A 25,751-nucleotide genomic window follows, 5' to 3' on the forward strand; every position below is an offset into this window, starting at 1 on the left:
AAAGGCAGATGGCACTAGGTTAGGGAGGGCGGGTTTTGTTGAAAGGTTATCGGTCAATAGCACAATTAAGCGGCTAAACCCGCCCCTACAATTTATTCGTTGGATTCTGCCGAATATATTGTAAGATACCTTGTGCGATCGCGCCTGCCATTTGGCTCTGGTATTCGGGTGTTGCTAGGCGTGGGTTATCCTCTTGTCCGGTAACAAATCCAACTTCCACGAGAACGGCGGGTATGGGGTTATTACGCAGAACGTAAAATCGGGCTTGTTTCACGCCGCGATCGCGAATTGGAATTGCCTGTAAAATACTGTTATGTATGGTTTGAGCCAGACCCTGACCATTCGAGTAATAATAGGTTTCTAATCCATTCACATCAGGACGACGACCAACAGCATTCGCATGGATACTCACAAATAAATCGGCTTGGGCTTGTTTTGCCATCTCCACGCGGGGTGCTAAGTCTACAAAATAATCACTGGTTCGAGTGAGAATTACTTGAATTCCTTGTTGCTGTAAAATGGTGGCAACTTGTTGAGAAATGGGCAAAATTACATCCTTTTCCCGCAATCCATTTAACCCAACCGCACCGGGATCTTTTCCCCCATGTCCGGGATCAACCATAACCACAATACGGCGGTTGGGAACTTGGGAATTATAAAAGGGAGGATTGTTGGTGATAGGCGGTATAACAGAATTTTGCGACGGTAGGGGGGTTGGTGTGGTTAATTGGACAACTTGTTGCGGTGGCGGTAACTGCACTGTCCACATCCGAGGGGAGAATCCCTTCAATAGAACTTGTTGGGGATTAATCGTATAACCCGGATTAAACTCAATCACCAAGCGCGTGGTTTGGGGGTTCAATTGACTGACACGCACCACCCGCACTGCACCACCAACTAATTGTTCTAATTTGGCATTCTCCAGGGGGATACCGGGTAAATCAATCACCAGGCGGTTGGGATTGGTAAGAAATTGCCCTCTGGGTTGTACGCCTTCATCAGTGGTAAAGACGAGTTGATTTTGATTCACATCAAAGCGCCAGGAGAGTAATCTCGCCGCTTGCGCTGGAAAGGAGAGCAAAAAAAAGCCGAGAAAACTGGGAAGTAGCCAGTGCAGTTTCACCGTTAAAGTTCCCTTACATAAATGAATGACGAATGACACTATCCACCGTTAACTTTAATTGTGTCCACCCACTTATTGTTTTCAATAAGAGTAAAAGTGGCTTTCTCGATTTTAAAAGGAGGATTTGAGATTGTCTCGCACCTGATGGAGTTAAATGTTAATTATTTACAATTGAGAGACTTCCCAATCAGGATAATTCCCCTTATGTCAAACCAACGGCTATAGAAATTCTACCCTTCAATATCCTTATCGTTGATTAGCACATACATCCAGACAACGACAACCGCCGTCACTAGCAGCAGGGGGTATTCAGCCAGCGCCGCTAAGATTACAATAATCTCAAGGATGGTTTTAAGGTCTTCAAATCGTTTCATTGAATCAGATTGAACTCTTAATCCCATTCAAGGAGAAGGCTAGGTGAGTACCGGGTTGAGAAATTTGGCTGAGGTAGCTGACTTATGGCTAACTTTGAGTTGACCTGAATTGACTTGTCGCTGATTATGAATAATGGCGCGATCGCTTAAAGTTGCCCCAGACTACAGAAACCACGTCAAATCAGCACTTCGGCGCAATGGCTACCCCAGCCAAAAGAAGTTTGCTGAACACGTTACCCCATCGTTATCCACGGTGAAAAAATTCCTCAATGGCGAACCCGTTGATTTTGAGTATTTTGTCGAACTGTGCGAAGCGTTGGGGTTAGAGTGGCGAGATATTTATTTAGATGAGTCAGACAATCCACCCTCTCCCAAGGACTCAAACCCAACCCTGGAGGAGTCTTCACCCTTCATCACCGGGACACCCATCACCCATCCCCGCTATTTTTTTGGGCGCAAACGAGAACTTAAACGCCTGTTCAATTTACTCAAACGCCATCCCCTGCAAAATGCAGCGATTATCGGGAAGCGGCGCATTGGCAAAACCTCTCTGTTGCACTACTTGAAAACCATTACCACGACGCCACCGGAGGAATTACGTCCCGGTCAAAAATCGGACTGGTTACCCCATCCAGAATCCTACTGCTGGATATTTGTGGATTTTCAGGATACACGGATGGCAAGCCAAGAGAAATTGCTGGGTTATATTCTAGAAGGCATGAGTATGAAAGTGCCGAAGCCTTGTCACCTAGATTATTTTATGGATGTGGTGAGTAGTCATTTGCATTCACCCACCGTTATTTTATTGGATGAAATTGGCGTGGGATTGCAGCGTTGTCCAGAGTTAGATGATGGGTTTTGGGAAAGTTTACGGTCTTTAGCCACAAATCAGACGGGGGGAAATCTGGCTTTTGTCTTAGCCACACCGGAATCTCCCCTGGATTTGGCGTCTCATACCGGACATAGTTCTCCCTTTTTCAATATCTTTGGCTATACCGCCTATCTGGGCGCATTGACAGAGGTGGAGGCGCGGGAATTGATTGACAGTTCACCGATTCCGTTTCCGGTTGAGGATGTAACCTGGATTTTGGAGAAAAGTCAATGTTTTCCCCTGCTGCTGCAAATTCTGTGTCGCGAACGTTTGTTTAGTTTGGAAGAGGGGGAAACGGGGGATGATTGGCGGGAGGAGGGATTAAGACAGATAGCACCCTTTACGAATTCTTAGAGAACCCAGATTTTATGTAGTGGCGTGACCCAGCTAAAATGGTGAAATAGATTTGGTTCGTAGTGAGGGCTTTAGCCCTCTCCAGCTAGGCGTTAAAGCACTAAAGTGCTTACTACAAACAAAGTCTTATTTTAACCCGGTCACGCCAGTAGGGTGCGTTAGCGTAGCGTAACGCACCTTAACCTGTTGCCGCAGAGGGCGCAAGGATGGTGCCCCTACAGTCGGGTTTACCCCATCTATTTGGGAACTACGATATCAAGGCTGGTTCTAAACAGCAAGATTTTTCTACCAGTGAGCCAGATACTTACACAACTATTAAAATAGGTTGGGAAAACGTTAGTAAACCCAACGACTCTAGCGAATAAGCTACGTTTTCCACAAATCAAGATAAGCAACATTCAGGAAGAGACAAACAAACATGAAAGCACATCGGATAGAAGCCAAATTAACTAAAACTGGAACATTGACGCTCAATAATTTACCCTTTCAAGCCGGAGACGCCGTTGAAATCATTATTCTAGAACGTCATCTTACATCTCTAAATTCAAATCCTGCTTCTCTACGCGGTAAAGTTATTCGCTATGATGATCCATTTGATTCAGCTATATCTGTTGAAGATTGGGAAGTTCTGCAATGATAATACTGGATACCCATATCTGGATTTGGTGGGTTGACGACAATCAGCGATTAACTCAGCAACATCGAAAGTGGATAAAAAACTACCAGGAACAAGGCTTAGGAATTAGCATAATTTCTTGTTGGGAAGTTGCTAAATTGGTTGAGGTTGGCAAACTTACTCTGTCAATTTCAGTTGAGGAGTGGTTAGCAGGCGCTTTAACTTATCCAGGAGTGCAACTACTCAATCTGACAATTCCCATAGTAGTTGAGTCAACTAAACTGATAGGATTTCATCGCGATCCATCTGACCAGATAATTGTTGCTACAGCAAGAATCTATGGATGCCCGTTACTAACGGCTGACACCAAAATTCTGAATTATCCTGATGTACAAACTCTCAACTAAACAAATTCTCAGGAGTAGGTTAGGAAAATCCAAGGAAACCCAACGCGATCGGATAAATGGTTGGGTAGAGCGAGCGCTTTACCCAACCTAGAACTACAAGAACATTGTAGGGGCGCAAGGCTTGCGCCCACTCACGACACGATAAAGAGGTCAACCATGTCATTTAGCAGTTATAAAAGTATTGGCGTAGTCGCTAAAGCGTTTCAAATCAAATATATTCGAGACAATTTCATTACCGAGATTGAATTTGACGTGAGTGACAGTTTTCGGAATGAATTAGAGTTAATTTTAAATGAGGGAGTGTTTGACAATTCAGACATGGCGATTTGTGAGACGATTATTTATCCCATATTAAAAGAAGTTTGGAAAGCTTATCGCCGCAATTTCCTGCTCTGGAGTCACCAAGCCTTGACCTACGATGAAAATTTATCGGGAACTCCTGATTATATCGTGGCGAAGCGCTCTCCCTTGGGGACAGTGGTGTTTGATAAGCCCTATTTTGTAGTCGTTGATGCAAAGAAAGAGAGTGATTTTACTGAAGGATGGGGGCAATGTTTGGCAGAAATGGTGGCGGTGCAGAAAATTAACAATGATCCAGGACAAAGGATATTTGGTGTTGTTTCCAATGGGGCTATATGGCAGTTTGGTCAACTGATATCCGATAACTTTACCCAAAATAAGCGGTTTTATACAATTCAGGACTTGGAGCGGTTATTTGCTGCCGTGAATTATGTGTTTCAACAATGTGAGTTACAGTTGGATCAGCAATTGTAAATCGTTATATCTCAAACTTGCATCTTTGTCAGTAAGCCCCGACATCCGCCCGGAGTTCAAACTCCGGGCTAAGAGCTACTGTCCACTAAAGTGGACTAAAACTCTTATTCAGTCGTCTTTAGACAACTTTCGCTTTTGGTTCCTTGGGTTTCAACCTTAGGCGGTTGGTAAGACTGGTGCCATAAGTGAGTTATACCGAATTTCCCTATTCACAGAGTCACGTTTTAAGCTTAAACGGAGATGTCTTCACCCTCAATTCCACGCAATGCCTATACCGATTCACCTGAGCAGCACCCGAACTTGATTCTGGGAAGTTTGCAACTATTATTTTGGATGGTCTTTCATCCCTCAGCGTTTCGGAATCATCTAAAACGCATTGATCCTGCTTTAGACTTCCACAATAACCGAAGAAATCCGTTACTGTGGCAAAATCCAAAATTCTGGAAGCTTTTGTTTCAGGGATACATCATTCTACCGATACTTGCCAATTTAATTCTGGCTTTAGTGCTGTTAGTGCCTCGGGAGTCATTGAATGAGATTATCCTTGGCGTGGCGCTAGACGTGACGGCAAGCGTGGTGTTTTGCGTGGTGTTTAGCTTGGCGTTTAGCTTGGCATTTGGCGTGGTGTTTGGCGTGGCAGCAGGCGTGGCATTTGGCGTAGCGCTAAACGTGATGGTAAACGTGGCGGTAAGCGTGGAAAGCGTGGCGGGAAGCTTGGAAGGCGTGACATTTGGTGTGGCATTTGGCGTGGTGTTTGGCGTGGCGGCAGGCGTAGTGGAAAACGTGGCGGCAGACGTGGCGGTAAAGGTGGTCACCGTGGTGTTTGGCGTGGCGGTAAGCGTGGCGGCAGGCGTGGCGTTAGGCATGGGCGTCAGTATAAACTTGTGGCTACCTATCGTAACTTATCCCTTTGTCATCCTATGGAATGAGCTACTTTACCGTCTTGACCAACAACGCCCAGATACAAAATCTTGCGTTCTGCGATATCATTCAGCCTTTTGGGACGAGTGGCAGCGCTTACCTCTATCGGGGTTAGACAAACACCTTGTCCTAGTCATGGAAAACAACCCAGCAGAAGGACAAGCTGCCCTTAACTACCTCAATACTAGCCGCCACCGTTGGGCTGCTCAAGCGGCACAAATTGAATTAGATGCCCGGAAATTAGAACGCCGTACTAATTTAGGGGCTATCCGTAAAGCTTACTACTCATTCGCTTCAGGAAACTTGGAAGGTTCCGCTAACGCAATTTTAGATAAGTTTCATTCTATCAGCGCCGATGTAGATGCCGCTCTCAACCAGAATAGTGTATATAACCAACGTATCGCTCTGGAAAATGTCACCAAAGCTCTAGACCTTCTTGTCCAAGAGTTAACTAAAAGTAGTAATCAATACGCTCCTCGCTTTCGCCCCATTGCCATTCGTTGGCAGCAAATAGTTGTTGAGTACGTACAAATATTAATTGCAGCCACTGAACTACACCAAGAAATTGACGATCCTTACATCTTTGGTGTACCGCTGAATGAACAGGTTCAACTCTTCATGGGACGCACCAGCATTGGGCTTCGCATCGAGAAATTAATCTTAGACCGTCGCCGCCCTCCCTTACTCCTCTATGGTCAGCGACGTATGGGCAAAACCTCTCTGTTAAATAACCTGGGACGCCTCCTCCCCAATTCCATCATCCCTATGTTTGTGGATTTACAAGGCGCACCCACATCAGCGAGTGACCATGCTGGTTTTCTCTATAATCTTACCAAAGGGATGACCAATTCAGCTAAACGGCAAGCTGGTTTAACTTTACCTCCCCTCACCCGTGAAGCCTTAACAGATGACCCCTTTACCACCTTTGACGAATGGCTGGATGATGTTGAACAAACCTTAGACAACAACACCGCACTCCTCGCATTAGACGAATTCGAGGTACTGGATAAAGCCTTAACCGACGGACGTTTCAGCGAAACCGATGTCCTGGGGATGCTACGCCATCTCATCCAGCACCGCCCCCGCTTCAAAGTCTTACTCGCTGGCTCTCATACGATTGAAGAATTTCAGCGCTGGGCGAGTTACCTGATTAACGTTCAGGTTGTGCCTATCAGTTACCTGAATGAACCCGAAGCCCGCCAACTGATTGAACGCCCCATCCCAGATTTCACCCTACGCTATGAACCCGATGCGGTTGAGCGAGTCCTATCCCTAACCCGATGTCATCCCTGCTTGGTACAATTACTCTGCTCTGAGATTGTCGCTCTGAAAAATGAGCAAGAGGTATCGATTCGCCGACTGGCAACTGTAGTTGATGTGGAAGCCGCTATACCCGAAGCCTTAAGCAGTGGTAGTTTCTTCTTTGCGGACATCGAACGCAATCAAGTGGATGAGTTGGGATTGGCGATACTGCGCTTTTTGGCAGCACAAGGGGAAGGGGTGAGTATTGGTAAGGCGGCTTTATCCCGCAAGTTTCCCGATCGCTTGAATCCTACCCTTACTTTACTCCTGCAACGGGAGTTAATTGAAGACAGTGGTGGCGGCTACTGCTTCCAAGTGGAACTAATCCGGCGCTGGTTTGCCAGAGATACAGGGGGAGTAATATCTTGAGTTTGTCGTTGCGCTGTCTTCGCCATACGCGATCGCACTACTAAAAACCGTAACCAGCCAATCAATAATGGTGTTGGGTTTCCTAGCGTCAACCCAATCTACTGGACTGACCTAAAATTGTGGAATAGATTTTACCATTGAATCGGGCGCACGCCATGCGCCCCTACGGTTTCCGGGCTGCCATTCTAATTCATCAAATAAGCTGTGTCACGCCACTACTGGACTGACCTAAAATGATGGAATAGATTTTACCATTGAATCGGGCGCACGCCATGCGCCCCTACAGTTTCTGGGCATCAGCTTAATCTATCAAATAAGCTGTGTCACGCCACCATCCTAGGTTAAACAGCAGCCTAACCCACCAAAACCTTGAGCCATGGTGCGTTACGCTTCGCGCTGTTCACCCTACAACACAATTTGGCTGACTGGGTAAACTTGCGAACCCGTTTTAACGGGTTTAAGCTTTGAGCCGGAACTTTAGTTCCAGGCTGATGAACGATGTGCAAAATAATCCTATAGTAATTAAAGAGCGGCGAATTCTTAAGAAACTGTTGTGAAATCAATTACTCTCCTCGGCTCCACTGGATCGATTGGCACTCAAACCCTAGAGATTTTAACTCACCATCCAGACCAATTCCGGTTGGTGGGATTGGCAGCACGCAGCAATGTGGAACTGTTAGCTGCCCAAATTCGACAGTTTCGACCGGAAATCGTAGCCTTATGTGATGCGGAAAAATTACCTGACCTAAAAGCCGCGATCGCAAACCTCGATCCCCAACCGATTCTTGTCGCGGGAGAAGCGGGTGTGGTGGAAGTTGCCCGTTATGGTGATGCTGAAGCGGTAGTCACTGGAATTGTCGGTTGTGCGGGATTGTTACCCACCATTGCCGCAATTGAAGCCGGAAAAGATATTGCCTTAGCCAACAAGGAAACCCTAATTGCCGGGGGACCTGTTGTCAATCCCCTGATTGCCAAACACGGCGTTAAACTGCTTCCGGCTGACTCGGAACATTCTGCCATCTTCCAATGCCTTCAGGGAGTCCCAGAGGGCGGATTACGGCGGATTATCCTCACCGCATCTGGGGGCGCGTTCCGGGATTGGTCAGTCGATAAGTTAGGGGAGGTAACGGTTGCGGATGCGATTAAACATCCTAACTGGTCGATGGGGCGCAAAATTACCGTCGATTCCGCTACCTTGATGAATAAGGGGCTAGAGGTAATTGAAGCGCACTTCCTCTTCGGCATGGATTACGACGATATCGATATTGTCATCCATCCCCAGAGCATTATTCACTCCTTAATCGAACTACAAGATACCTCCGTCTTAGCCCAGTTAGGCTGGCCCGATATGCGCTTACCCCTACTCTATGCCTTATCCTGGCCCCATCGGATCTATACGGACTGGGAACCCTTGGATTTAGTCAAAGCGGGGACGCTGACATTTAAAGAACCTGACCATGATAAATATCCCTGTATGCAATTAGCCTACGCCGCAGGGCGGGCTGGGGGTTCAATGCCAGCGGTATTAAACGCCGCCAATGAGCAAGCCGTAGCACTATTTTTAGACGAGAAAATCCAATATTTAGACATTGCCCGGTGTATTGAGCAAACCTGCGATCGCCACAGCCGTGATAACTGCCCTGATCCTGGACTAGAAGATATTCTAGCTGCTGATCGCTGGGCAAGAGAGGAAGTGCTGCGGATTTATCCAACCTTAGAAAAGAGCGATCGCGTGGTTTCTCTGCGATAATAAAAACACTGTTGGTCAATTCACTAACGATTAACCCCTCCTACACACCTACCCCTCTGCACTCCTGCACCCCTGCTCACAGACCACTAACTTAAGGAAGTTGGGGACTGTTGTTCTGGTGTGGTGTAATGGAATCTTAGATGATCCAACGTTAATAAACCTTTCATGCACACCAAAGCTTTTAGTGAGCTTTTCCCTCTATTTAATACGGCGAACCCCGAGACACTAGAATGGCTATTGTCAGTTGGAGTCGAACATGAGTATCCCACAGGGCGAGCCGTTTTAATGGAAGATGCCTGGGGCAACGCCGTTTACTTTATCATGTCCGGTTGGGTCAAAGTTCGACGCCTGTATGGGGACAAAGCCGTGACGTTGGCAATTTTGGGTCGGGGAGATTTTTTTGGCGAGATGGCAATCTTGGATGAATCTCCCCGCTCTACAGATGTTGTCGCCCTTTCATCGGTCAAATTGCTCAGCGTTTCTGCCCAGCGCTTCATTCAAACCCTGTTCAAAGATCCCCAGTTACACCACCGGATGCTACAACTGATGGTCAGACGGCTGCGCCAGACCAATGTTCGCTTTCAACGACGCCATCAACCTGCGGCGATTAAGTTAGCCAATACCTTAGTCAACTTAGCAGAGAATTATGGTCAAGTGGGGGAAAAGGGAACCGAAATTTATAACATTCCCTATAAAGACTTAGCTGAGGTTACGGATATCAGTGTGGAAGATACAGCCAAAATCATGAAAAAGCTGGAAAGTAAGGGTTGGACTGATGTTGACCCCCAAGACCAAAAACTTTGTTTGATTAATCTCAAACAACTAACCCATCTAGCTGGACGGCTCTAGGATAGAAGGGAAGCTGGGGACGCTGGGGGAGATGGGGGAGATGGGGGAGATGGGGGAGGGGATTACCAATGAACCATGAACCATCTAACCATCAACCATGAACTATCAACCATCAATCATCAACAAAGGACGAATGACAAATGACAAAGGACAAATGACTAAACCCACCTTCCATTATCACGTCGCTATGCCTCAACCTCAATCTCATCTGTTTGAGGTGACGCTACAGGTGAATGGTTGGTCGGAATCGCTGCTAGATTTAAAAATGCCCGTCTGGACTCCGGGTTCTTATCTAGTGCGGGAGTATGCCAAACACCTACAGGATTTCCGAGTTGAGACTGGAAACCAGCCCTTACCTTGGAATAAACAGAGTAAAAATCACTGGCAGGTTCAAACTGGAGACGCCTCAACCATCGTTGTCCGCTACCGCGTCTTTGCCAATGAATTATCAGTACGCACCAATCACCTAGATGCCACTCACGGCTATTTTAATGGGGCGGCATTATTCCTGTTTGTTCCGGGTTTTGAGCAACAGCCGATTCAGGTGACGATTGTACCCCCTAAATCCGATTGGCAGACAACCACACCCTTACCCCCTGTTGATGGTGCTGAGAATACCTTTGAGGCAAGTGATTTTGACACCTTAGTCGATAGTCCCTTTGAAATTGGCACACAACAGGTTTACGACTTTGAAGTTCTGGGTAAACCGCATCAACTGGCAATTTGGGGACAGGGAAATGCTGATCCGCAACGGATTATTGCCGATACGACGAAAATTATCGAGACAGAAGCCGAGTTATATGGGGGATTACCCTACGAACGGTATTTGTTTTTACTGCATTTATCGTCCACAGGCTTTGGCGGTTTAGAACATAAAACCTCTTGTTCCTTAAATTATCCCCGTTTCGGGTTCCGGGCGAAAGATAAATACAATCGTTTCATGCAATTAGTCGCCCATGAGTTCTTTCACCTGTGGAATGTTAAGCGGATTCGCCCCAAAGTCTTAGAACGGTTTAACTATGAACAAGAAAGCTTTACCACATCCCTGTGGTTTTGTGAAGGGACAACCAGTTACTATGATTTAGTCCTCCCCTTACGGGCAAAGATTTACGACAGTAAAACCTTTTTAGAGGGATTAGGTAAAGAAATTACCCGGATGCAACTGATCCCAGGGCGTTTGGTGCAACCCCTGAGTGAGTCCAGTTTTGATGCTTGGATTAAGTTATATCGCCGGGATGCCAATAGTGATAATAGTCAGATCTCCTATTATCTCAAAGGAGAAATGGTATCCTTATTACTGGATTTGCTGGTGCGATCGCGTCATGGCAATCAGCGTTCCCTTGATGATGTGATGCAGCGGATGTGGCAAGAGTTTGGTGCCAAGGAGGTTGGCTTTACGCCTCAACAACTGCAAGAGGTGTTGGAGTCTGTCGCTGATACTGATTTAAGTGATTTCTTCCGTCGCTACATTGAGGGGACAGAAGAATTGCCCTTCGATGAGTATCTCGAACCCTTTGGCTTAAAACTCAAGACGGTGGAAGACGAGGAGTCTAAACCCTATTTAGGGGTAATTGTCAAGACCGAGAATGGGCAAGAGGTCGTTAAATTTGTCAACGCCACCTCTCCGGCGGGAATAGCTGGGGTAGATGCTGGAGATCAATTACTGGCAATAGACGGTTGGCGAGTCAGTGCTGATCAATTATGCGATCGCCTTAAAGATTACCATCCCGGTGACACGATTCAGGTAACCGTGTTCCATCAAGACGAACTTTGTACCTTACCCGTTACCCTAGGCGAATCCCAACCCACCCGCTACCAGGTTGTGCAGCTTGAGAATCCCTCAGAGACTCAAAAACAGAATTTAGCCGGGTGGTTGAACACCAAGGAGGATTAAGCGCATACCCAGCAACTGTATGGGCGCAAAGACTTGCGCCCAAACGTCAAATCTATTCCACAATTTTAGCTGTGTCAGTCCGCCATCGTGCGTTAGCGTAGCGTAACGCACCATTGCCACCATATATGATGTACCTGCGTAAGTCCTGAATAGTGAAACCCGCCCCTACGCCTAAATCGATGTGCTAGTCCCTGGCAAAATCACTTAGCTGTAGTACAATCGATAACCATACCTTCCACCAGCCTTGACTGTCTAGTTTAAAAATGCATAAATTTCTGCCAATCGCTTACTTTCAAAACCAATTTCTTCCCTTCGATGATGCCAAAATTTCCATTGCTACCCATGCGCTGCATTATGGGACAGGCGCTTTTGGCGGATTGCGGGGGATTCCTGACCCCCAAAACCCCGAACAAATTCTCCTGTTTCGTTTAGACCGTCATTGTAAACGATTAAGTGACAGTGCCAAATATTTACATTACGACTTACCCGCAGATAAAATCAAAACTATAATTGTAGATTTCGTCAAAAAGAATCAAGTTAAAACCTCCTTTTATATCCGACCCTTTATTTATACGTCCGATTTGGGAATTGCCCCCAGACTTCATAAGATTGAAAAAGACTTTTTCGTCTATGGATTAGAACTGGGTGATTATTTATCCCCAGAAGGGGTAAGCTGTCGAATTAGTTCCTGGTATCGTCAAGCCGATCACAGTTTGCCCCTAAGAGGTAAAATTAGTGGCGCCTATATCACATCATCTCTAGCAAAGACAGAAGCGGTAGAATCTGGATTTGATGAAGCTTTACTGATGAATGCTCAGGGAAAAATCTGTGAAGCCTCCGGGATGAATATCTTTATGGTGCGGAATGGGCAACTGATTACGCCGGGATATGACCAAGATATTTTAGAAGGAATCACCAGAGATAGTATCCTGATGCTGGCAAAGGATTTAGGTATCCCCACAATCGAACGCCCTGTAGATAAATCGGAGTTATTTATTGCCGATGAAGCATTTTTAAGTGGAACGGCGGCTAAAATTACTCCAATTAAACGGATTGAGAATTATGAATTATCGAAAACGCGACCCATCACAGAGAAACTGAGAGATAAAATTACGGCAATTACGGAAAATCGCAATCTGCTATATCAAGATTGGGTGTATGTTGTTCCTCTAGGATAGAGTAAACATTAAAGTAGGTTGGGTAGAGCGTAAGCGAAACCCAACCGACTAAGCCCCTGGCGTTGGATGATGGAAAAATAAGGGGTCTTCCGTAGTTAGTGTGCTAAATTGTTAGTTTGATTTGCCAGAATATTGGACAGCAATAGCTTTAGCCATTTTTACCCGAATTTCAATTTGTCTTAAGGCAGTTAAAAGCTACAGTCCTTGTGTGGCAAACAAGACAAAATCGCTTTAGTTTATAGGAGATCATGATACCGTCTCTAAATGTAAGATGATAGGTGATCGAACTTGACTGAATGTAAACATTATTGGATTAAAAATTTAAGTTTAATTAAAATTAATTTAGAATCAATACAATTAACTGAAAAAACCAAAAAATGATTTTAAGGTTAAGCAAACGGACGAATTAAGTTAACTTGCTTGATTCGTCTCAACGTTTTTTAGGAGAAAGCCGATGATAAATTTTAAATCATTATTAACGAAGTTGATGGGCGGGAAGAGTCTCCCCAGAGGATTAGACAACACCGCCTCAGAATCAACCTTTATTGAAGATGATGATGCAGGACAACTAATTTCATCCGCTCAAGGTCCAATCGCAGTGCCAATGATTGACACAATTGAGGGTAGTTTGTTTAGTCCGGCAGATATCGATCTCTACCAACTTGAATCTGAACGTCAAGCATTTTTTAGGTTTAGTGTTGCTCAAAATCCCTTATTATCGGTATCATCTTTATCATCTTTGTCCTTATTTTTATTTGACGAAATGGGCAAAGGGCTAGCAGCAGGAATTGGAGAAGTTGGATTCAATTTCTCTGAAAACGAAACGTTCTATTTAGGTATAAGTGATGGTCTTAATCCACTGAATGATGCCGGAGAGGTGCTGTTATCACCAGAAGGAGAGGTAAATACAGGAACTTTGACAGGTTGGCAAGATCCGGGAATTGTAATTCCTATATTTACTCATTATAAAATAGCAATAGAAATCGAAACACAGGCGGTTTCTGAACCTTTGACAATTGAAGGTCAGGGTGTAGCTTAGGCAACAGTAAACATTTGACGCTTGTTATTATTTCTGAGTACAGCGGACAGAAATTATGTCCAGGTACTGATTGGCACGAAGACATTACTCTTTTCCCCGATACCATCGCGCCAGTTTTTCAGGAGAAACTCTCCAAAAATACCCCAAAATAATAAGCTGGTTAATTAGAGTGGTTTTGATGATACCTAACCGTTCCCATCGTCGTCCTGATGTCAGAACCGATTCTGAAACAATCGTAATCCGTCCCTGTGGTTGCAAGCGACGAATGAATTCAAAATCTTCCATAATTGGCAAATTGGGAAAACCACCTATATCATGGAAAACAGTCGCTTTTAAAAATATAGCTTGGTCGCCATAAGGCATCGAAAAAAAACGCGATCGCCAATTTACCAGTCGTTCAATGAGGCGCAAGCCAAACTGTTGAGAATCAATGCGTAATTCAAACGCCCCTGCAATGATTTGGGGTTCTTGCAGCGCTTGGCGGATTAAACGATCAAAATTGCCAGGTAAACGAGTATCGGCGTGGAGAAATAGGAGAATATCACCCGTCGCCCTCGCTGCACCCGCATTCATTTGACAGGCGCGACCGGGTGGGGTAGAAATAACCTGGACATTTCGCGATCGCGCCACACTGACGGTTTCATCTTGACTCCCCCCATCTACTACAATAACCTCCACATTGTCAGTATTAACCAGTCTATCTAAGACCGAACCAATTGTATTTGCTTCATTTAAAACGGGAATAATAACTGAAATTGTTTCGGTGTGCATTTCATAGATTAGAATTCATTCCTAATTTTCAATCAATTTCCACCCGAAAGCGAATCAATCCCACATTATTGGGAGCGGTGCTAGAAATATCGCCTAACTCGACAACCACAGCGCCATTGGGATTGTTGGTTTCATCACAAGGCGTTGAGACAGGATTGAGCGGCGGAAAAAATGTCCCCGAATCTTGATCCGATGCATTACTTTGGGGTGTCGGTGTCCCATCTTGATTTAACACAATTCCGCTCCCTTGTCTAAAACTATCTGAGATAAACGTTGTCCCTTGAGGAATCAGATCACAAACATCGACACCATTAACCACTGTGCCACCATTTGACAGGAAATAGATCGTATATTCCACAGTATCGCCACTTTCTAAACGTCTATCAGGACTAATCATCGGAACCCCTAAAAGCCCTCCCCCCGGTAGCTGAGACCAGCCAATCGCGTTATCATCCGGATCAGTGGGATCGTCTACAACCGTATCAAAGTTAATGCCTTCGATCACTTGTCCATCTCTCCTCACCTCAGTAATCCGTTTCACTAGAAGCAAGTGTGGTTCTCCAGCCAAAAATACCTCAGCACTGGCTTGATCATTACCAGGATTCGGATCATCTTGATCTAAAGCACTAATCACCGCCGTGTTGGTAACGGAACCGGGAATATCCCCAGTGGTATTAATCTGTAACATAGCCTCATTACCATTGGCTAGATTCCCCACTGACCAAATTCCGGTGCTGCGATTGTATGAACCTTGAGACGTTTCTGCCGATCTAAAGGTTATCTCAGGGGGTAAGGGTTCCGTCACCGCCACATCAGTCGCGTCATTCGTATCATTATTGGTCAGAGTAATGGTATACGTTATTTCGTCTCCCACATTGGTTTGGTTTGGGCGTGCGGTTTTGCTCAAGCCGAGGTCAACGAATTGCAAGGGAATCGTCACACTATCTTGGTCATCCTCGCCAGCAATGCTGTTTCCTGGGGTAGAATCTGGGTCAGGTCGATCTGAGGCTATAACTTGCGATCGATTTACGACGGTTTCAGTCGTGGTTAAGGTTGCCTGAATTTGCAACATGGCGCTACTTTCGTTATCCAGAGTGCCCACAGTCCAGACGCCCGTTTGGTTATCATAGCTTCCCTGGCTGGGTGTTGCTGAAACAAAGCTCAATCCGGCTGGTAAGGAGTCCCTAACTTGCACATCAGTTGTGGCGAGAGGTCCATCATTGGTTACGGTGATGGAGATGGTTACATTGTCCCCCGGTTCGGGATTATCAGGGGTTGTTGTTTTAGTTAGGCTCAAGTCGGCGGTTCGTTCGATGGGGGTTTGAACCGTATCGGTATTGTTATCCGGATTGGGATCAGTTACGTCATCTCCTATGGAGTTATTGGGTCCGAGGGGAACTGTGGCGGTATTGGTTAAGGTTCCGGAAGCCGTTCTCGAGAGAGTGCCGATTACCCTATAAGTAGCGGTAGCCTCCGGGTCGAGCGTGACGGTTGTATCAATCGCATTACCTGTACCATTTGCCGCACCGCAACTCCCTGTACCGTCAGTAATTGCACAAGTCCACCTGACATCAGTAATCGTGTCGGGAATATCATCCCTTACCGTTGCCCCCATGACATCATTGGGACCATTATTGGTTACAGTGATCTCGAAGTCAATCGTACCATTGGCAACCACTCGGTCTGAACGAATCCGTTTTTCAATTGCCAAGTCTGCTTCTGCAATGACAATAGCATCCGTAAAGGTAAAATCCCGAGACGGTAAAAATGCCCAAGTATCGATACCCCTAACATCGCCAAAACAAGTTTCTTCACTACTAGCATCAGAACAACCATAGCGATGAGCGCCATTACTGCTGTTGATTCCTTCTAGACCAACTCCATTGATTGAGGCATCTAGGGGATCAGGAGGAATGCCAGGTCCACTAAAACGGCTATCGTCATAGTAAACGGTAAAATCTGGACTGTTTTGACCATTCAGCCGTTCCAGGATAATCCCATTGGGACTCGCTTCCACATCTAAAAACGGAAAATGGACTTGAGCCGCAAACAGATTGATGCGAACCCGGAATCCCTGAGAACCGCCGGGTATGGGGTTATCATTCCCATCTAAACCATCCCAAACCACTTGATTTTCCCCTTCGGTCACTCGACCCGTGATGATTCTATCTCGGATTGAGCCGTCATCGTTTCCGAATATGCCATCGCCATTTAAGTCAATGACAACTCTGTAACTACCCGCCTGTGTCGCTGTGAACCGAAAGATACCACCACCCGGCGAGGCGGCTTGACCTCGCGTCCCCTCATCACCGATAAACCTAAAATTGCTCACTTCCCCAGGAGCCATCGGTTCTAGGGGGGTGTCTAGAATTCCGGGTTCAGGTCGATTAAAGAAAATTCTGTGGGTTCGGTCATCACCAGTATCGGGATTGCGTAATGGATTTTGGAAGTCAGGGGGTGGATCTAGGGGAACAGAAGAGAAGAATGGGTTGCCATTGGGTTGTCTAAATCCTTTATTGTTTGAGAAGAAGATAAATCCAAAGGGTTCTGTACCATTCAAGTCAATGCGGTAAACATAACCTGCTTCGGTCAAGATGTAGGCTTCGGAACTCAGGGGTACGTCTAAATCCCCCATATTCAGTGCCAGAAAATTGGCAAAGGCGCGACCTTTAATGGGTCTATCCTCGTCGGCTACGGTGACATCCCAAGCGATTACGAAGTTATCATTATCATCTTGTGGAGACCAATCCTCGTCGGCAGCAATAGGCTCTGGGTTGACTGTACTCGAAGGATCAGGACTAACAAAGTCAATTTGCCAAACCCCAGTTTGATCGACGTCCTCGATACAAGGGGTGTAACCCCCAGAAAAAAGAGTATTCGGTCCTATTTCTTCTTCTGCACGATTTTCAATCTTACCCGTGTCGTCGCAACTACCAGATGCACCACTGGGTTTTGTGTAATCAATCCTACCCCGACCGACGCCCACAGCACTGGAACCCAAGTAGAGTGTCTCACCTGCCTTAGCATAAACCAGAATCGTCGTTTGGCGCTGTATTGGTCCTGTATCCAGAGAGTCATTGCGATAGTCCAAAAACGGACGAAAGCCACCACTTGAGGTTAATTCGCGGCTTCCTTCAGCCTGAACTGGAGGAGTGCAAAGACTACAGATGCACCAGGAAAGGGCAAGGCTACTGATTACCCTACTAAAGAATTGAGTTTTCAGGTTATTCACAATCTACCATTTAAGTTTCAACAGTCATAAGAGGTGGCGCAGACAACGCCGACTAGGAACGGTAAATCTACCCCTAGCGTCGATTTGCAGGGGTAGAGAAAAGTTAACCGAACAGGGCAGACTTACACCGGGCAAAAGCCCGATAAATTCCTCGTATTCCTATGATTTCGCTCAATTCGCGCTAAAGCGCTAAAAATAACGCGATAGGGGCTAATCTAATCACACTTTGAGGGTAAAAAAATCAGTCTCTCGATAGATACAAAATATTCTCTTTCGGCAAAATAATAGGGTGTTCTCACCTGCCCAAATCCTCGGGACGGTCAATATCATGGAGTATGGGCAGAGATGCGATCGCTAATCCTAAGCGCTCGGCAATCTCTACGGTTTGTTGTCTGACTTGCGAGGTTCCCCAATGAATTCCCACGAAGAGTTCAGGAATTAACCGCCGCAAACCAATCAGATAATATCCCCCATCTTGGGCAGGTCCTAATACTAAATCCTGCGTTTCCAGCCATTTAAATGCCTCAGCCATTATTTGAGGGTTTAAATCGGGGCAATCTGTACCAATAATCACCACACCTGTCATTCCCGCCGCAAACGATTTCTCAAATGCCGATACCATGCGCTCGCCTAAATCTCCCTCACTTTGTTGAGAGTAAATCACATCAGCACCTAACCAAGCTTGCATTAGTTGTTGATTCCCCCCAGCAAAATGAATTTCTACAGATACAGGATGAAATGCTTGCAGTTTTTTGGCTTTAGCCAGGGTATTTTCTGTCATCTGGCGTTGCAGTTTCGCCGCACCTTCCTCCCCCAGAGCGGGAATCATACGTGTTTTGGTTTTTCCTGGTTCGGGATAGCGGGTGAAAATAATTAGAGATTCTTTTACAGTAGCTGGAGTCATTCGATTAATCTAAATAGGGTCTGCTGAATAAGTTTTATGGTGAGGGGAGGGAACAGGGAACAGGGAACAGGGAACAGGAAAATCCTTATCCAGCAAGCCTTTGACCAAATTCAATAACTTTTCCTGATCACCATAACTCCTGGAGAGCCAGAGTTTATTGAATTTAGAGACATGGTATAGTGATTCAGTCAACATCAGATTCGTGAGCTTCTTCCCAAATCTCCCAGCCTTCTTTAATCAAATAAAACACGATAATAAATCCAGCAAACGGATCAGCTTGCCAAAAGCCAAACCAGTAATTTCCTGCTAACCCTAAAAATAATGCCACTGAAAGAAAGGAACAGACTAAGGTTTCTTTGGCATCGGCAATCAATGCCCGACTATTGAGTTGTTTGCCAACTTTGTTTTTTTGCCATGCCAACAGAGGCATAATAATCAACGAAAGGATAGCGAGAATAATCCCCAGCAATGATGGCTCTGGGGCGTCTTGGTTAATTAACTTTCTCAGCGACTCAAATCCAATATATCCAGCCATCAAGAAAAATGTAATTGCCACAAACTGGGTAGCTTGTCGTTCAATTTTGGCTTCAGCTTCCGGTGTTAGCTTTTGATGCTGGCTGAGACGCCAAATTAAAATACATCCTGATAAGGATTCAACAATACTATCGAGTCCAAATCCAATTAATGCAATACTATTATTAATCGCGCCTAAAACAATAGAAAAAATGGCTTCAAGAATGTTATAGCCAACGGTAAAATATTCTAAATAAAGTCCTTTTTTATAAAGCTTACTCATTAAGAAATACCTCAGCAGGATTGGTGGGGTTAGTTGATAGGTTCGATACAAGATATGATTAATAACATTTTTCCCTGTATGCCAGGTTGGGATTAGGGCGGGTTTCGTTGTGCAGTTTGAGGTTGGTTAACTCATTTTAACCCTAAACCCGATCCTACATCTTTGGCGTGCGATCGCGCCGGAAAATCCGGTTGGTTTTGTTGTCCGGTTTTCGGTTAATCTATCAATCTGGTATTGTGGCATAAAATCCCCTGTAGGGGCGGGTTTAGGACTAAAATTAACCGAGAAACCAATAATGTTTCTACAAAACCCGCCCTTCCCCACCTTCATGAAGAGTCCCCTACAGGTAGCAACTGTGCCTGAAAGAAAGCGTAAATTCTGCCCTAATTTTTGCCGAACTTAAACCTTAACCTTGGCACTCATGTCTAACATGCGCTGAATCGGTTGTAACGCCGCAATCCGAATGTGTTCGGGTAACGTAATTTCCGGCTGGCGCTGCTTCATCGCTAGATAAAGTTTTTCCAGCGTATTTAACCGCATGTAGGGACATTCATTGCAGTTACAATTATTCGTGGCAGGCGCTGGAATAAAGCGCTTATCGGGCATTTGCTTTTGCATTTGGTGAATAATTCCCGGTTCTGTCGCCACAATAAACTTGGAACGGGGACTGGTTTGCGAATACTTTAATAGCGCAGTGGTTGAGCCAATATAGCTGGCGTGACGTAATACTGGAGGTTCGCATTCGGGATGAGCAATTACCTCGGCATCAGGATGTTCAATCTGGAGTTGAACAATTCTTTTTTCTGAGAAGGTTTCGTGAACAATACAGCTTCCTTGCCACAGGAGTAAATCCCGACCCGTCTGCTGCATTACATAGCGTCCTAAATTCCGATCTGGGGCAAAAATAATCGGTTGATCTGGGGGAATTTGCTGGACAATATCGACGGCGTTGGAACTGGTGCAAATAATGTCGCTCATCGCCTTAATTTCGGCGGAGCAGTTGATATAAGAGATGACCAAATGGTCAGGGTGTTCTGCCTTAAACTGGGCAAATGCATCCGGGGGACAACTATCAGCCAGAGAGCAACCTGCCTCTAAATCGGGTAGAAGAACAAGTTTGTCAGGATTGAGAATTTTGGCAGTTTCTGCCATGAAATGAACACCCGCGAAGACAATAACATCTGCATCTGTATCAGCAGCTTGGCGGGAAAGTCCTAAAGAATCGCCAATATAATCGGCAATATCCTGAATATCTGGGTCTTGGTAGTAGTGGGCAAGGATAACGGCGTTGAGTTCCCGCTTGAGGGTGTCAATGGCGTCAAATAGGTCATCAGGGATTGACCCAAAGGGTTGTTTCGTTTGAGGCAGTACGGTTGTAAACAATGTTGTAAATTACCCGGAATATATACCTTCCAAATTAATTATAGTGAATTTTACCAAAAATAGCAGGGGTGATGTCATTCTTTCTTGACTAATTGGTCATTTGTCCTTTGTCCTTTGTCATTCGTCGGGGGATTGCGCTGTGGCGACTAATTGGGCAAACTCCTGTAATGCCTCCCCATATTGCTCTCCAGCCACCCAGAACAAGTCATTATGACCTGCACCCTCTACCCAGAAGGAGCGTTTCGGTTCAGGGGCGGCGGCAAAGAGGTGTTTTCCGTGGGAGAGGGAAATCGTTTCATCGGCGGTTCCATGGATGACTAAGACGGGACAGTTTACCTGGCTAATCTTGTCCAGGTTGGGAAATTTATCAAACGGTAAAATCGGGATGGGTAGCACGACGCGAAAGGCTGAGGTGAACGAACTTTCGAGGATTAAACCTGCCAACGGGTGACGGGCGGCTAAATCTACGGCTGAACCGCCGCCAACAGAACGCCCATAGGCGATAATCTGTTCGGGTGGTACTCCCAGTTGCTCTTTTAAATAGGTAAAGGCGGTGTCACTATCGCGATAGGCATTACGTTCAGAGGGACTTCCCTGACTCGTGCCATAGCCGCGATAATCATAGGCAAAGACGCTAAATCCGAGACTGTGCAAATGGTGCAGCAGGGGCTGAATCTCGCCTATGTCTTCGGCATTCCCGTGAATGTAGAGGATAGTATAGGTAGCTGTCGGATTGGGCAAGTAAACGGCGGAAATCTGGAGATCATCAGCCGTCGTCAACTTGAGAATGTCAGGGGTGTCTGGGTAGCTGGAGGGGCGAGGTAGGAATATCATCCGATCTGCCATAAAGAAGACGTATACGGCAAAGAAGACGTAGATAAAAATTAGCGATCGCACCAGTCGTTTCCAGCTAAACTCACCTAAGAGCCGTCGTTTGAGAGTTTCTTGATCCATAGCGTTGATTAGGGCGCGATCAGAAGTTGTACACTTAGCTTTGCTGCTTTCTTGAGGACATGACATGGCTTTAGAGTATCCAGAAGACTTAAAGTATCTAGACAGCCACGAGTATGTACGACTCGATGGGGAAATTGCCACCATTGGGATTAGTGCCTTTGCCATCGATCAGTTAGGTGATATTGTGTTCATCGAACTGCCTGATGTAAATAGTGCTTTAGAAAAAGGGGAAACCTTTGGCACGATTGAATCGGTGAAAGCCGTTGAGGATATGTATGCCCCGGTTACGGGAACGGTGATTGAACGCAACGATGCGATCGTGGAATCGCCCGAACAGATTGCTGAAGATCCTTACGGTGAAGGGTGGTTTCTGAAAGTGCGAGTCAATGATGCCGATGAATTGGAAGACACGTTGTCGGCGGCTGAATATCAGGCTCAGGTTGAGGGAGAGGAGTAAGCAGGGGGAGCAATGTAGAGACGTAGCATGCTACGTCTGGGAGCAGAGGGAGCAGGGGGAGCTGGGGGAGCTGGGGGAGCAGAGGGAGCAATGTAGAGACGTAGCATGCTACGTCTGGAAGCAGGGGAAGCTGGGGAAGAGAATTAACAAATGACGAATGACGAATGACAAATAACAAATGACCAATAACAGCACAATTGTGAATGGTTTGTTAAAAAATAATAAGGAGTCGCGCTGACTCTAGCGGCTTGATGCACCAAAATCCTTGAATCAATCGGTTTGATATGGCTAACTCAAATGTCTCAGTTAATCCAGACACAACCCTCAATGGCTTCTCCAGTGATTCTCAGCCCACTCTTTCTGCGGCGGCGGATCATCTCATCTCAACCGATTCTTTTACTAAACGGCATATTGGTGTCAATGCTGAAGATGTAGCGCAAATGCTGGATGTTTTGGGTTACTCCAGCCTGGATGAATTGATTGATGTCGCGGTTCCCTCCACCATTCGGTTAAATCATCCCCTAAACTTACCCCCCGCCCAAAGTGAAAAAGCTGCCCTTGCCCACCTTCGGGACATTGCCTCAAAAAATCAGGTGTTTCGCTCGTTCATTGGTATGGGGTATCACGACTGTATCACCCCACCTGTGATCCAGCGGAATATTCTGGAAAATCCGGGTTGGTATACCGCCTACACCCCCTATCAAGCCGAAATTGCTCAAGGGCGACTGGAGGCGTTGCTGAACTTTCAAACCCTAATTATTGATTTAACGGGTTTAGATATCGCCAATTCGTCGTTATTGGATGAGGGAACAGCAGCGGCGGAAGCGATGAGTATGAGTTATGGCTTGTGCAAAACCAAAGCCAATGCCTTCTTTGTATCCCAGGATTGCCATCCGCAAACGATTCAGGTGGTGCAAACCCGGGCGCAACCCTTGGGAATTGAGATTATTGTTGGGAATCATCAGACGTTTGACTTTGAGTCGCCAATTTTTGGCGCATTACTGCAATATCCGGCTACCGATGGCACGATTTACGATTATCGGGAGTTTGTTAACCAGGTACATGAAGTGGGGGGTTTAGTTACCGTCGCGGCTGATCCGTTAAGTCTCACCCTGCTTACACCCCCAGGTGAATTCGGTGCAGATATTGCTGTAGGAACGACGCAACGGTTTGGTGTACCCCTGGGATACGGTGGACCCCATGCGGCATATTTTGCCACCCGTGAGGCGTATAAACGTCAGGTTCCGGGGCGAATTGTGGGGGTGTCTAAGGATGCCCAAGGCAAACCCGCTTTGCGCCTTGCCCTGCAAACTCGGGAACAGCATATCCGGCGGGATAAAGCCACGAGTAATATTTGTACCGCCCAAGTCTTGCTGGCGGTGATTGCTAGTATGTATGCGGTTTATCATGGATCGGAGGGACTTAAGCAAATTGCCCAGCGTGTCCATCGGTTAACGGTGATCTTGGCAGCCGGGTTAGAACGCTTGGGTTATAACATTAGTTCACAACCGTTCTTTGATACGGTGCGGGTGGAGTTCGATAGCCAGGAAATCGGCGATATTCTCAAAGCGGCGCAAGCCAAGGGGATGAATCTACGGGTGTTGGATGAGAGTGCGATCGCGATTACCTTGGATGAAGTGACAACGTTCCAAGATGTGGTGACTCTCCTGGATATTTTTGGATCAGTTGGCGTTGAGGGGATTGATTCCCTACCGTTTCCCGTAGACTCCCTGCTAAAACGAGAGATTAAGGGGTTTGAACCGCCTTTTGCCCGCACCAGTGCTTATCTGACTGACCCCGTTTTTCACCGTTATCATTCAGAAACTGAGTTATTGCGCTATCTTCATCGTCTCCAAGCCAAGGATTTATCCCTGACAACTTCGATGATTCCCTTGGGTTCCTGTACGATGAAACTCAATGGCACTGCTGAGATGATGCCGATTACTTGGGCGGAATTTAGCCAGATTCATCCCTTCGCCCCCTTGTCTCAAACTCAGGGCTATCAGCTTTTATTCCAGCAGCTTGAGGCGTGGTTGGCAGAAATTACTGGATTTGCCGGGATTTCCTTACAACCCAATGCGGGGGCGCAAGGAGAATATGCGGGATTACTGGTGATTCGGCAGTATCATGAACATCGGGGTGAGGGACATCGCCAGATTTGTTTGATTCCCCAATCTGCCCACGGGACTAATCCGGCGAGTGCGGTTATGGCAGGATTAAAGGTGGTTGCTGTTACCTGTGATGACCAAGGAAATATTGATTTGGCGGATTTGAAGGCAAAGGCAGAAAAGCACAGCCAGAATTTAGCCGCGTTGATGGTGACATATCCGTCTACCCATGGCGTTTTTGAGGAAGACATTCGCGAAATTTGCGATACGATTCATGCTCATGGTGGACAGGTGTATCTGGATGGGGCGAATATGAATGCCCAAGTGGGATTGTGTCGCCCTGGGGATTATGGGGCAGATGTTTGTCATTTAAATTTACACAAAACTTTTTGTATTCCCCATGGAGGCGGGGGTCCGGGGATGGGACCGATTGGGGTACAGTCTCATTTAATGCCATTTTTGCCGGATGTGTCCTTTGTGAAAGGTTATGGAACAGTACCCAATAACGACTCCGTTGGCGTTGTGGCGTCAGCCCCTTGGGGAAGTGCCAGTATTTTACCGATTTCTTGGATGTATATCGCGTTAATGGGGGCAGATGGGTTAACCCAAGCGACGAAGGTGGCGATTCTGAATGCGAATTATATTGCCCATCGCTTAGCGCCTTATTATCCGATTCTGTATCAAGGGAAATCGGGTTTGGTAGCGCATGAATGTATTTTAGATTTGCGGGGCTTGAAAAAGTCTGCCGGGATTGAAGTTGATGATATTGCCAAGCGGCTAATGGATTATGGATTCCATGCGCCAACGGTTTCTTGGCCCGTTGCGGGGACAATGATGGTGGAACCCACCGAAAGTGAGTCGAAGGAAGAGTTGGATCGGTTCTGTGATGCGATGATTGGGATTCGCCAAGAGGTTAAGGCGATTGAATCTGGGGAAGTTGATCAGGAGAATAATCTGCTGAAAAATGCCCCCCATACGGCAGAGGTGTTAATTGCTGGGGAATGGAATCGCCCCTATTCTCGCGAACAAGCGGCTTATCCGGCACCGTGGACAAAGGAACACAAGTTCTGGACAGCAGTAGGGCGGATTAACAATGCCTTTGGCGATCGCAATCTGGTTTGTTCTTGTGTGGGTATGGAAGCATATCGCTCTATTGTCACTCTGGGAAAAGAACCATAAAAGCTGATTGCTGAAAGCCATGATTGCCAAGTATTTGGGCGTTGAGAAACTGATAGAAACTCATGTTTTAGGCAGAAATTGCCAAACTCTATCATCGTAAGGGTTTCAGGCCTCGCTATTCCGAAAGTGACATAAGAGCGATATGT

21 protein-coding genes are annotated in these 25,751 nt (G+C 46.2%); 12 read left to right on the forward strand and 9 right to left on the reverse strand.

Annotated elements, in window-relative coordinates; genetic code table 11:
- Positions 1 to 85: 85 nt before the first annotated feature.
- Both RIC07_RS02755 and RIC07_RS02760 read right to left on the reverse strand, forming a co-directional pair.
- Positions 86 to 1,123: an N-acetylmuramoyl-L-alanine amidase gene (locus RIC07_RS02755; RefSeq protein WP_446393176.1), complete on the reverse strand. Its 1,038-nt coding sequence runs from the start codon at positions 1,121 to 1,123 to the stop codon at positions 86 to 88.
- A gap of 230 nt (positions 1,124 to 1,353) precedes the next feature.
- A complete protein-coding gene (locus RIC07_RS02760) occupies positions 1,354 to 1,497 on the reverse strand; it encodes a hypothetical protein (protein ID WP_446347227.1) in 144 nt (47 codons plus the stop codon).
- A 133-nt stretch (positions 1,498 to 1,630) separates the two neighbouring features.
- On the opposite strand from RIC07_RS02760, the gene RIC07_RS02765 reads away from it, so the two are divergent.
- The 10 genes from RIC07_RS02765 (at position 1,631) to RIC07_RS02810 (ending at position 13,821) form a co-directional block, all read left to right on the forward strand.
- Positions 1,631 to 2,722, forward strand: coding sequence for an ATP-binding protein (locus RIC07_RS02765; protein ID WP_446393177.1), 1,092 nt, complete (start codon positions 1,631 to 1,633; stop codon positions 2,720 to 2,722).
- Positions 2,723 to 3,140: 418 nt separating this feature from the next.
- On the forward strand, positions 3,141 to 3,359 hold the full coding sequence (locus RIC07_RS02770) for a hypothetical protein (protein ID WP_446374569.1): 219 nt from the start codon (positions 3,141 to 3,143) through the stop codon (positions 3,357 to 3,359).
- Complete coding sequence (locus RIC07_RS02775) at positions 3,356 to 3,745, forward strand: type II toxin-antitoxin system VapC family toxin (protein WP_446374568.1); 390 nt, start codon at positions 3,356 to 3,358, stop codon at positions 3,743 to 3,745. The genes RIC07_RS02770 and RIC07_RS02775 overlap by 4 nt, the downstream gene beginning before the upstream one ends.
- Before the next feature lie 156 nt (positions 3,746 to 3,901).
- Entirely contained in the window at positions 3,902 to 4,519 is a 618-nt protein-coding gene (locus RIC07_RS02780; protein WP_446393178.1) for a hypothetical protein, read from the forward strand.
- A gap of 240 nt (positions 4,520 to 4,759) precedes the next feature.
- Entirely contained in the window at positions 4,760 to 7,111 is a 2,352-nt protein-coding gene (locus RIC07_RS02785; RefSeq protein WP_446393179.1) for an AAA family ATPase, read from the forward strand.
- Positions 7,112 to 7,664: 553 nt separating this feature from the next.
- Entirely contained in the window at positions 7,665 to 8,861 is a 1,197-nt protein-coding gene (gene dxr / locus RIC07_RS02790; RefSeq protein ID WP_446393180.1) for a 1-deoxy-D-xylulose-5-phosphate reductoisomerase, read from the forward strand.
- 165 nt (positions 8,862 to 9,026) lie between these two features.
- Positions 9,027 to 9,710 carry a Crp/Fnr family transcriptional regulator gene (locus RIC07_RS02795; RefSeq protein WP_044210874.1) on the forward strand — a complete coding sequence of 228 codons (684 nt, stop codon included), beginning with the start codon at positions 9,027 to 9,029 and terminating at the stop codon, positions 9,708 to 9,710.
- A 154-nt stretch (positions 9,711 to 9,864) separates the two neighbouring features.
- Positions 9,865 to 11,604, forward strand: a complete 1,740-nt coding sequence (locus RIC07_RS02800) for a M61 family metallopeptidase (protein ID WP_446393181.1) — start codon at positions 9,865 to 9,867, stop codon at positions 11,602 to 11,604.
- Between the two features lie 263 nt (positions 11,605 to 11,867).
- Entirely contained in the window at positions 11,868 to 12,782 is a 915-nt protein-coding gene (locus RIC07_RS02805; protein ID WP_446393182.1) for a branched-chain amino acid transaminase, read from the forward strand.
- A 454-nt stretch (positions 12,783 to 13,236) separates the two neighbouring features.
- Positions 13,237 to 13,821: a hypothetical protein gene (locus RIC07_RS02810; protein ID WP_446393183.1), complete on the forward strand. Its 585-nt coding sequence runs from the start codon at positions 13,237 to 13,239 to the stop codon at positions 13,819 to 13,821.
- Between the two features lie 84 nt (positions 13,822 to 13,905).
- Here RIC07_RS02810 and RIC07_RS02815 read toward each other — a convergent pair whose 3' ends face one another.
- The 7 genes from RIC07_RS02815 to RIC07_RS02845 form a co-directional block, all read right to left on the reverse strand.
- Positions 13,906 to 14,592 (reverse strand): TIGR04283 family arsenosugar biosynthesis glycosyltransferase, encoded by a 687-nt coding sequence (locus RIC07_RS02815; RefSeq protein ID WP_446393184.1) that lies wholly within the window; start codon positions 14,590 to 14,592, stop codon positions 13,906 to 13,908.
- Between the two features lie 28 nt (positions 14,593 to 14,620).
- A complete protein-coding gene (locus RIC07_RS02820; RefSeq protein WP_446393185.1) occupies positions 14,621 to 17,824 on the reverse strand; it encodes a hypothetical protein in 3,204 nt (1,067 codons plus the stop codon).
- Between the two features lie 295 nt (positions 17,825 to 18,119).
- Complete coding sequence (locus RIC07_RS02825) at positions 18,120 to 18,728, reverse strand: TIGR04282 family arsenosugar biosynthesis glycosyltransferase (RefSeq protein ID WP_446393186.1); 609 nt, start codon at positions 18,726 to 18,728, stop codon at positions 18,120 to 18,122.
- Between the two features lie 9 nt (positions 18,729 to 18,737).
- Positions 18,738 to 18,923, reverse strand: a complete 186-nt coding sequence (locus RIC07_RS02830; protein WP_446393187.1) for a hypothetical protein — start codon at positions 18,921 to 18,923, stop codon at positions 18,738 to 18,740.
- Entirely contained in the window at positions 18,913 to 19,524 is a 612-nt protein-coding gene (locus tag RIC07_RS02835) for a cation diffusion facilitator family transporter (protein WP_446393188.1), read from the reverse strand. Before RIC07_RS02835 ends, RIC07_RS02830 begins: the two co-directional genes overlap by 11 nt.
- Before the next feature lie 399 nt (positions 19,525 to 19,923).
- Positions 19,924 to 20,907 (reverse strand): quinolinate synthase NadA, encoded by a 984-nt coding sequence (gene nadA / locus RIC07_RS02840; RefSeq protein ID WP_446387756.1) that lies wholly within the window; start codon positions 20,905 to 20,907, stop codon positions 19,924 to 19,926.
- Between the two features lie 117 nt (positions 20,908 to 21,024).
- Positions 21,025 to 21,861 carry an alpha/beta hydrolase gene (locus tag RIC07_RS02845; protein WP_446393213.1) on the reverse strand — a complete coding sequence of 279 codons (837 nt, stop codon included), beginning with the start codon at positions 21,859 to 21,861 and terminating at the stop codon, positions 21,025 to 21,027.
- A gap of 64 nt (positions 21,862 to 21,925) precedes the next feature.
- Here RIC07_RS02845 and gcvH point away from each other — a divergent pair, with 64 nt between their 5' ends.
- Entirely contained in the window at positions 21,926 to 22,318 is a 393-nt protein-coding gene (gene gcvH / locus RIC07_RS02850; protein WP_446393189.1) for a glycine cleavage system protein GcvH, read from the forward strand.
- A gap of 284 nt (positions 22,319 to 22,602) precedes the next feature.
- Positions 22,603 to 25,605 (forward strand): aminomethyl-transferring glycine dehydrogenase, encoded by a 3,003-nt coding sequence (gcvP, locus tag RIC07_RS02855; protein WP_446393190.1) that lies wholly within the window; start codon positions 22,603 to 22,605, stop codon positions 25,603 to 25,605.
- Positions 25,606 to 25,751: the final 146 nt, after the last annotated feature.

Source organism: Coleofasciculus sp. E1-EBD-02, assembly GCF_040218245.1.
Lineage (GTDB): Bacteria > Cyanobacteriota > Cyanobacteriia > Cyanobacteriales > Coleofasciculaceae > Coleofasciculus.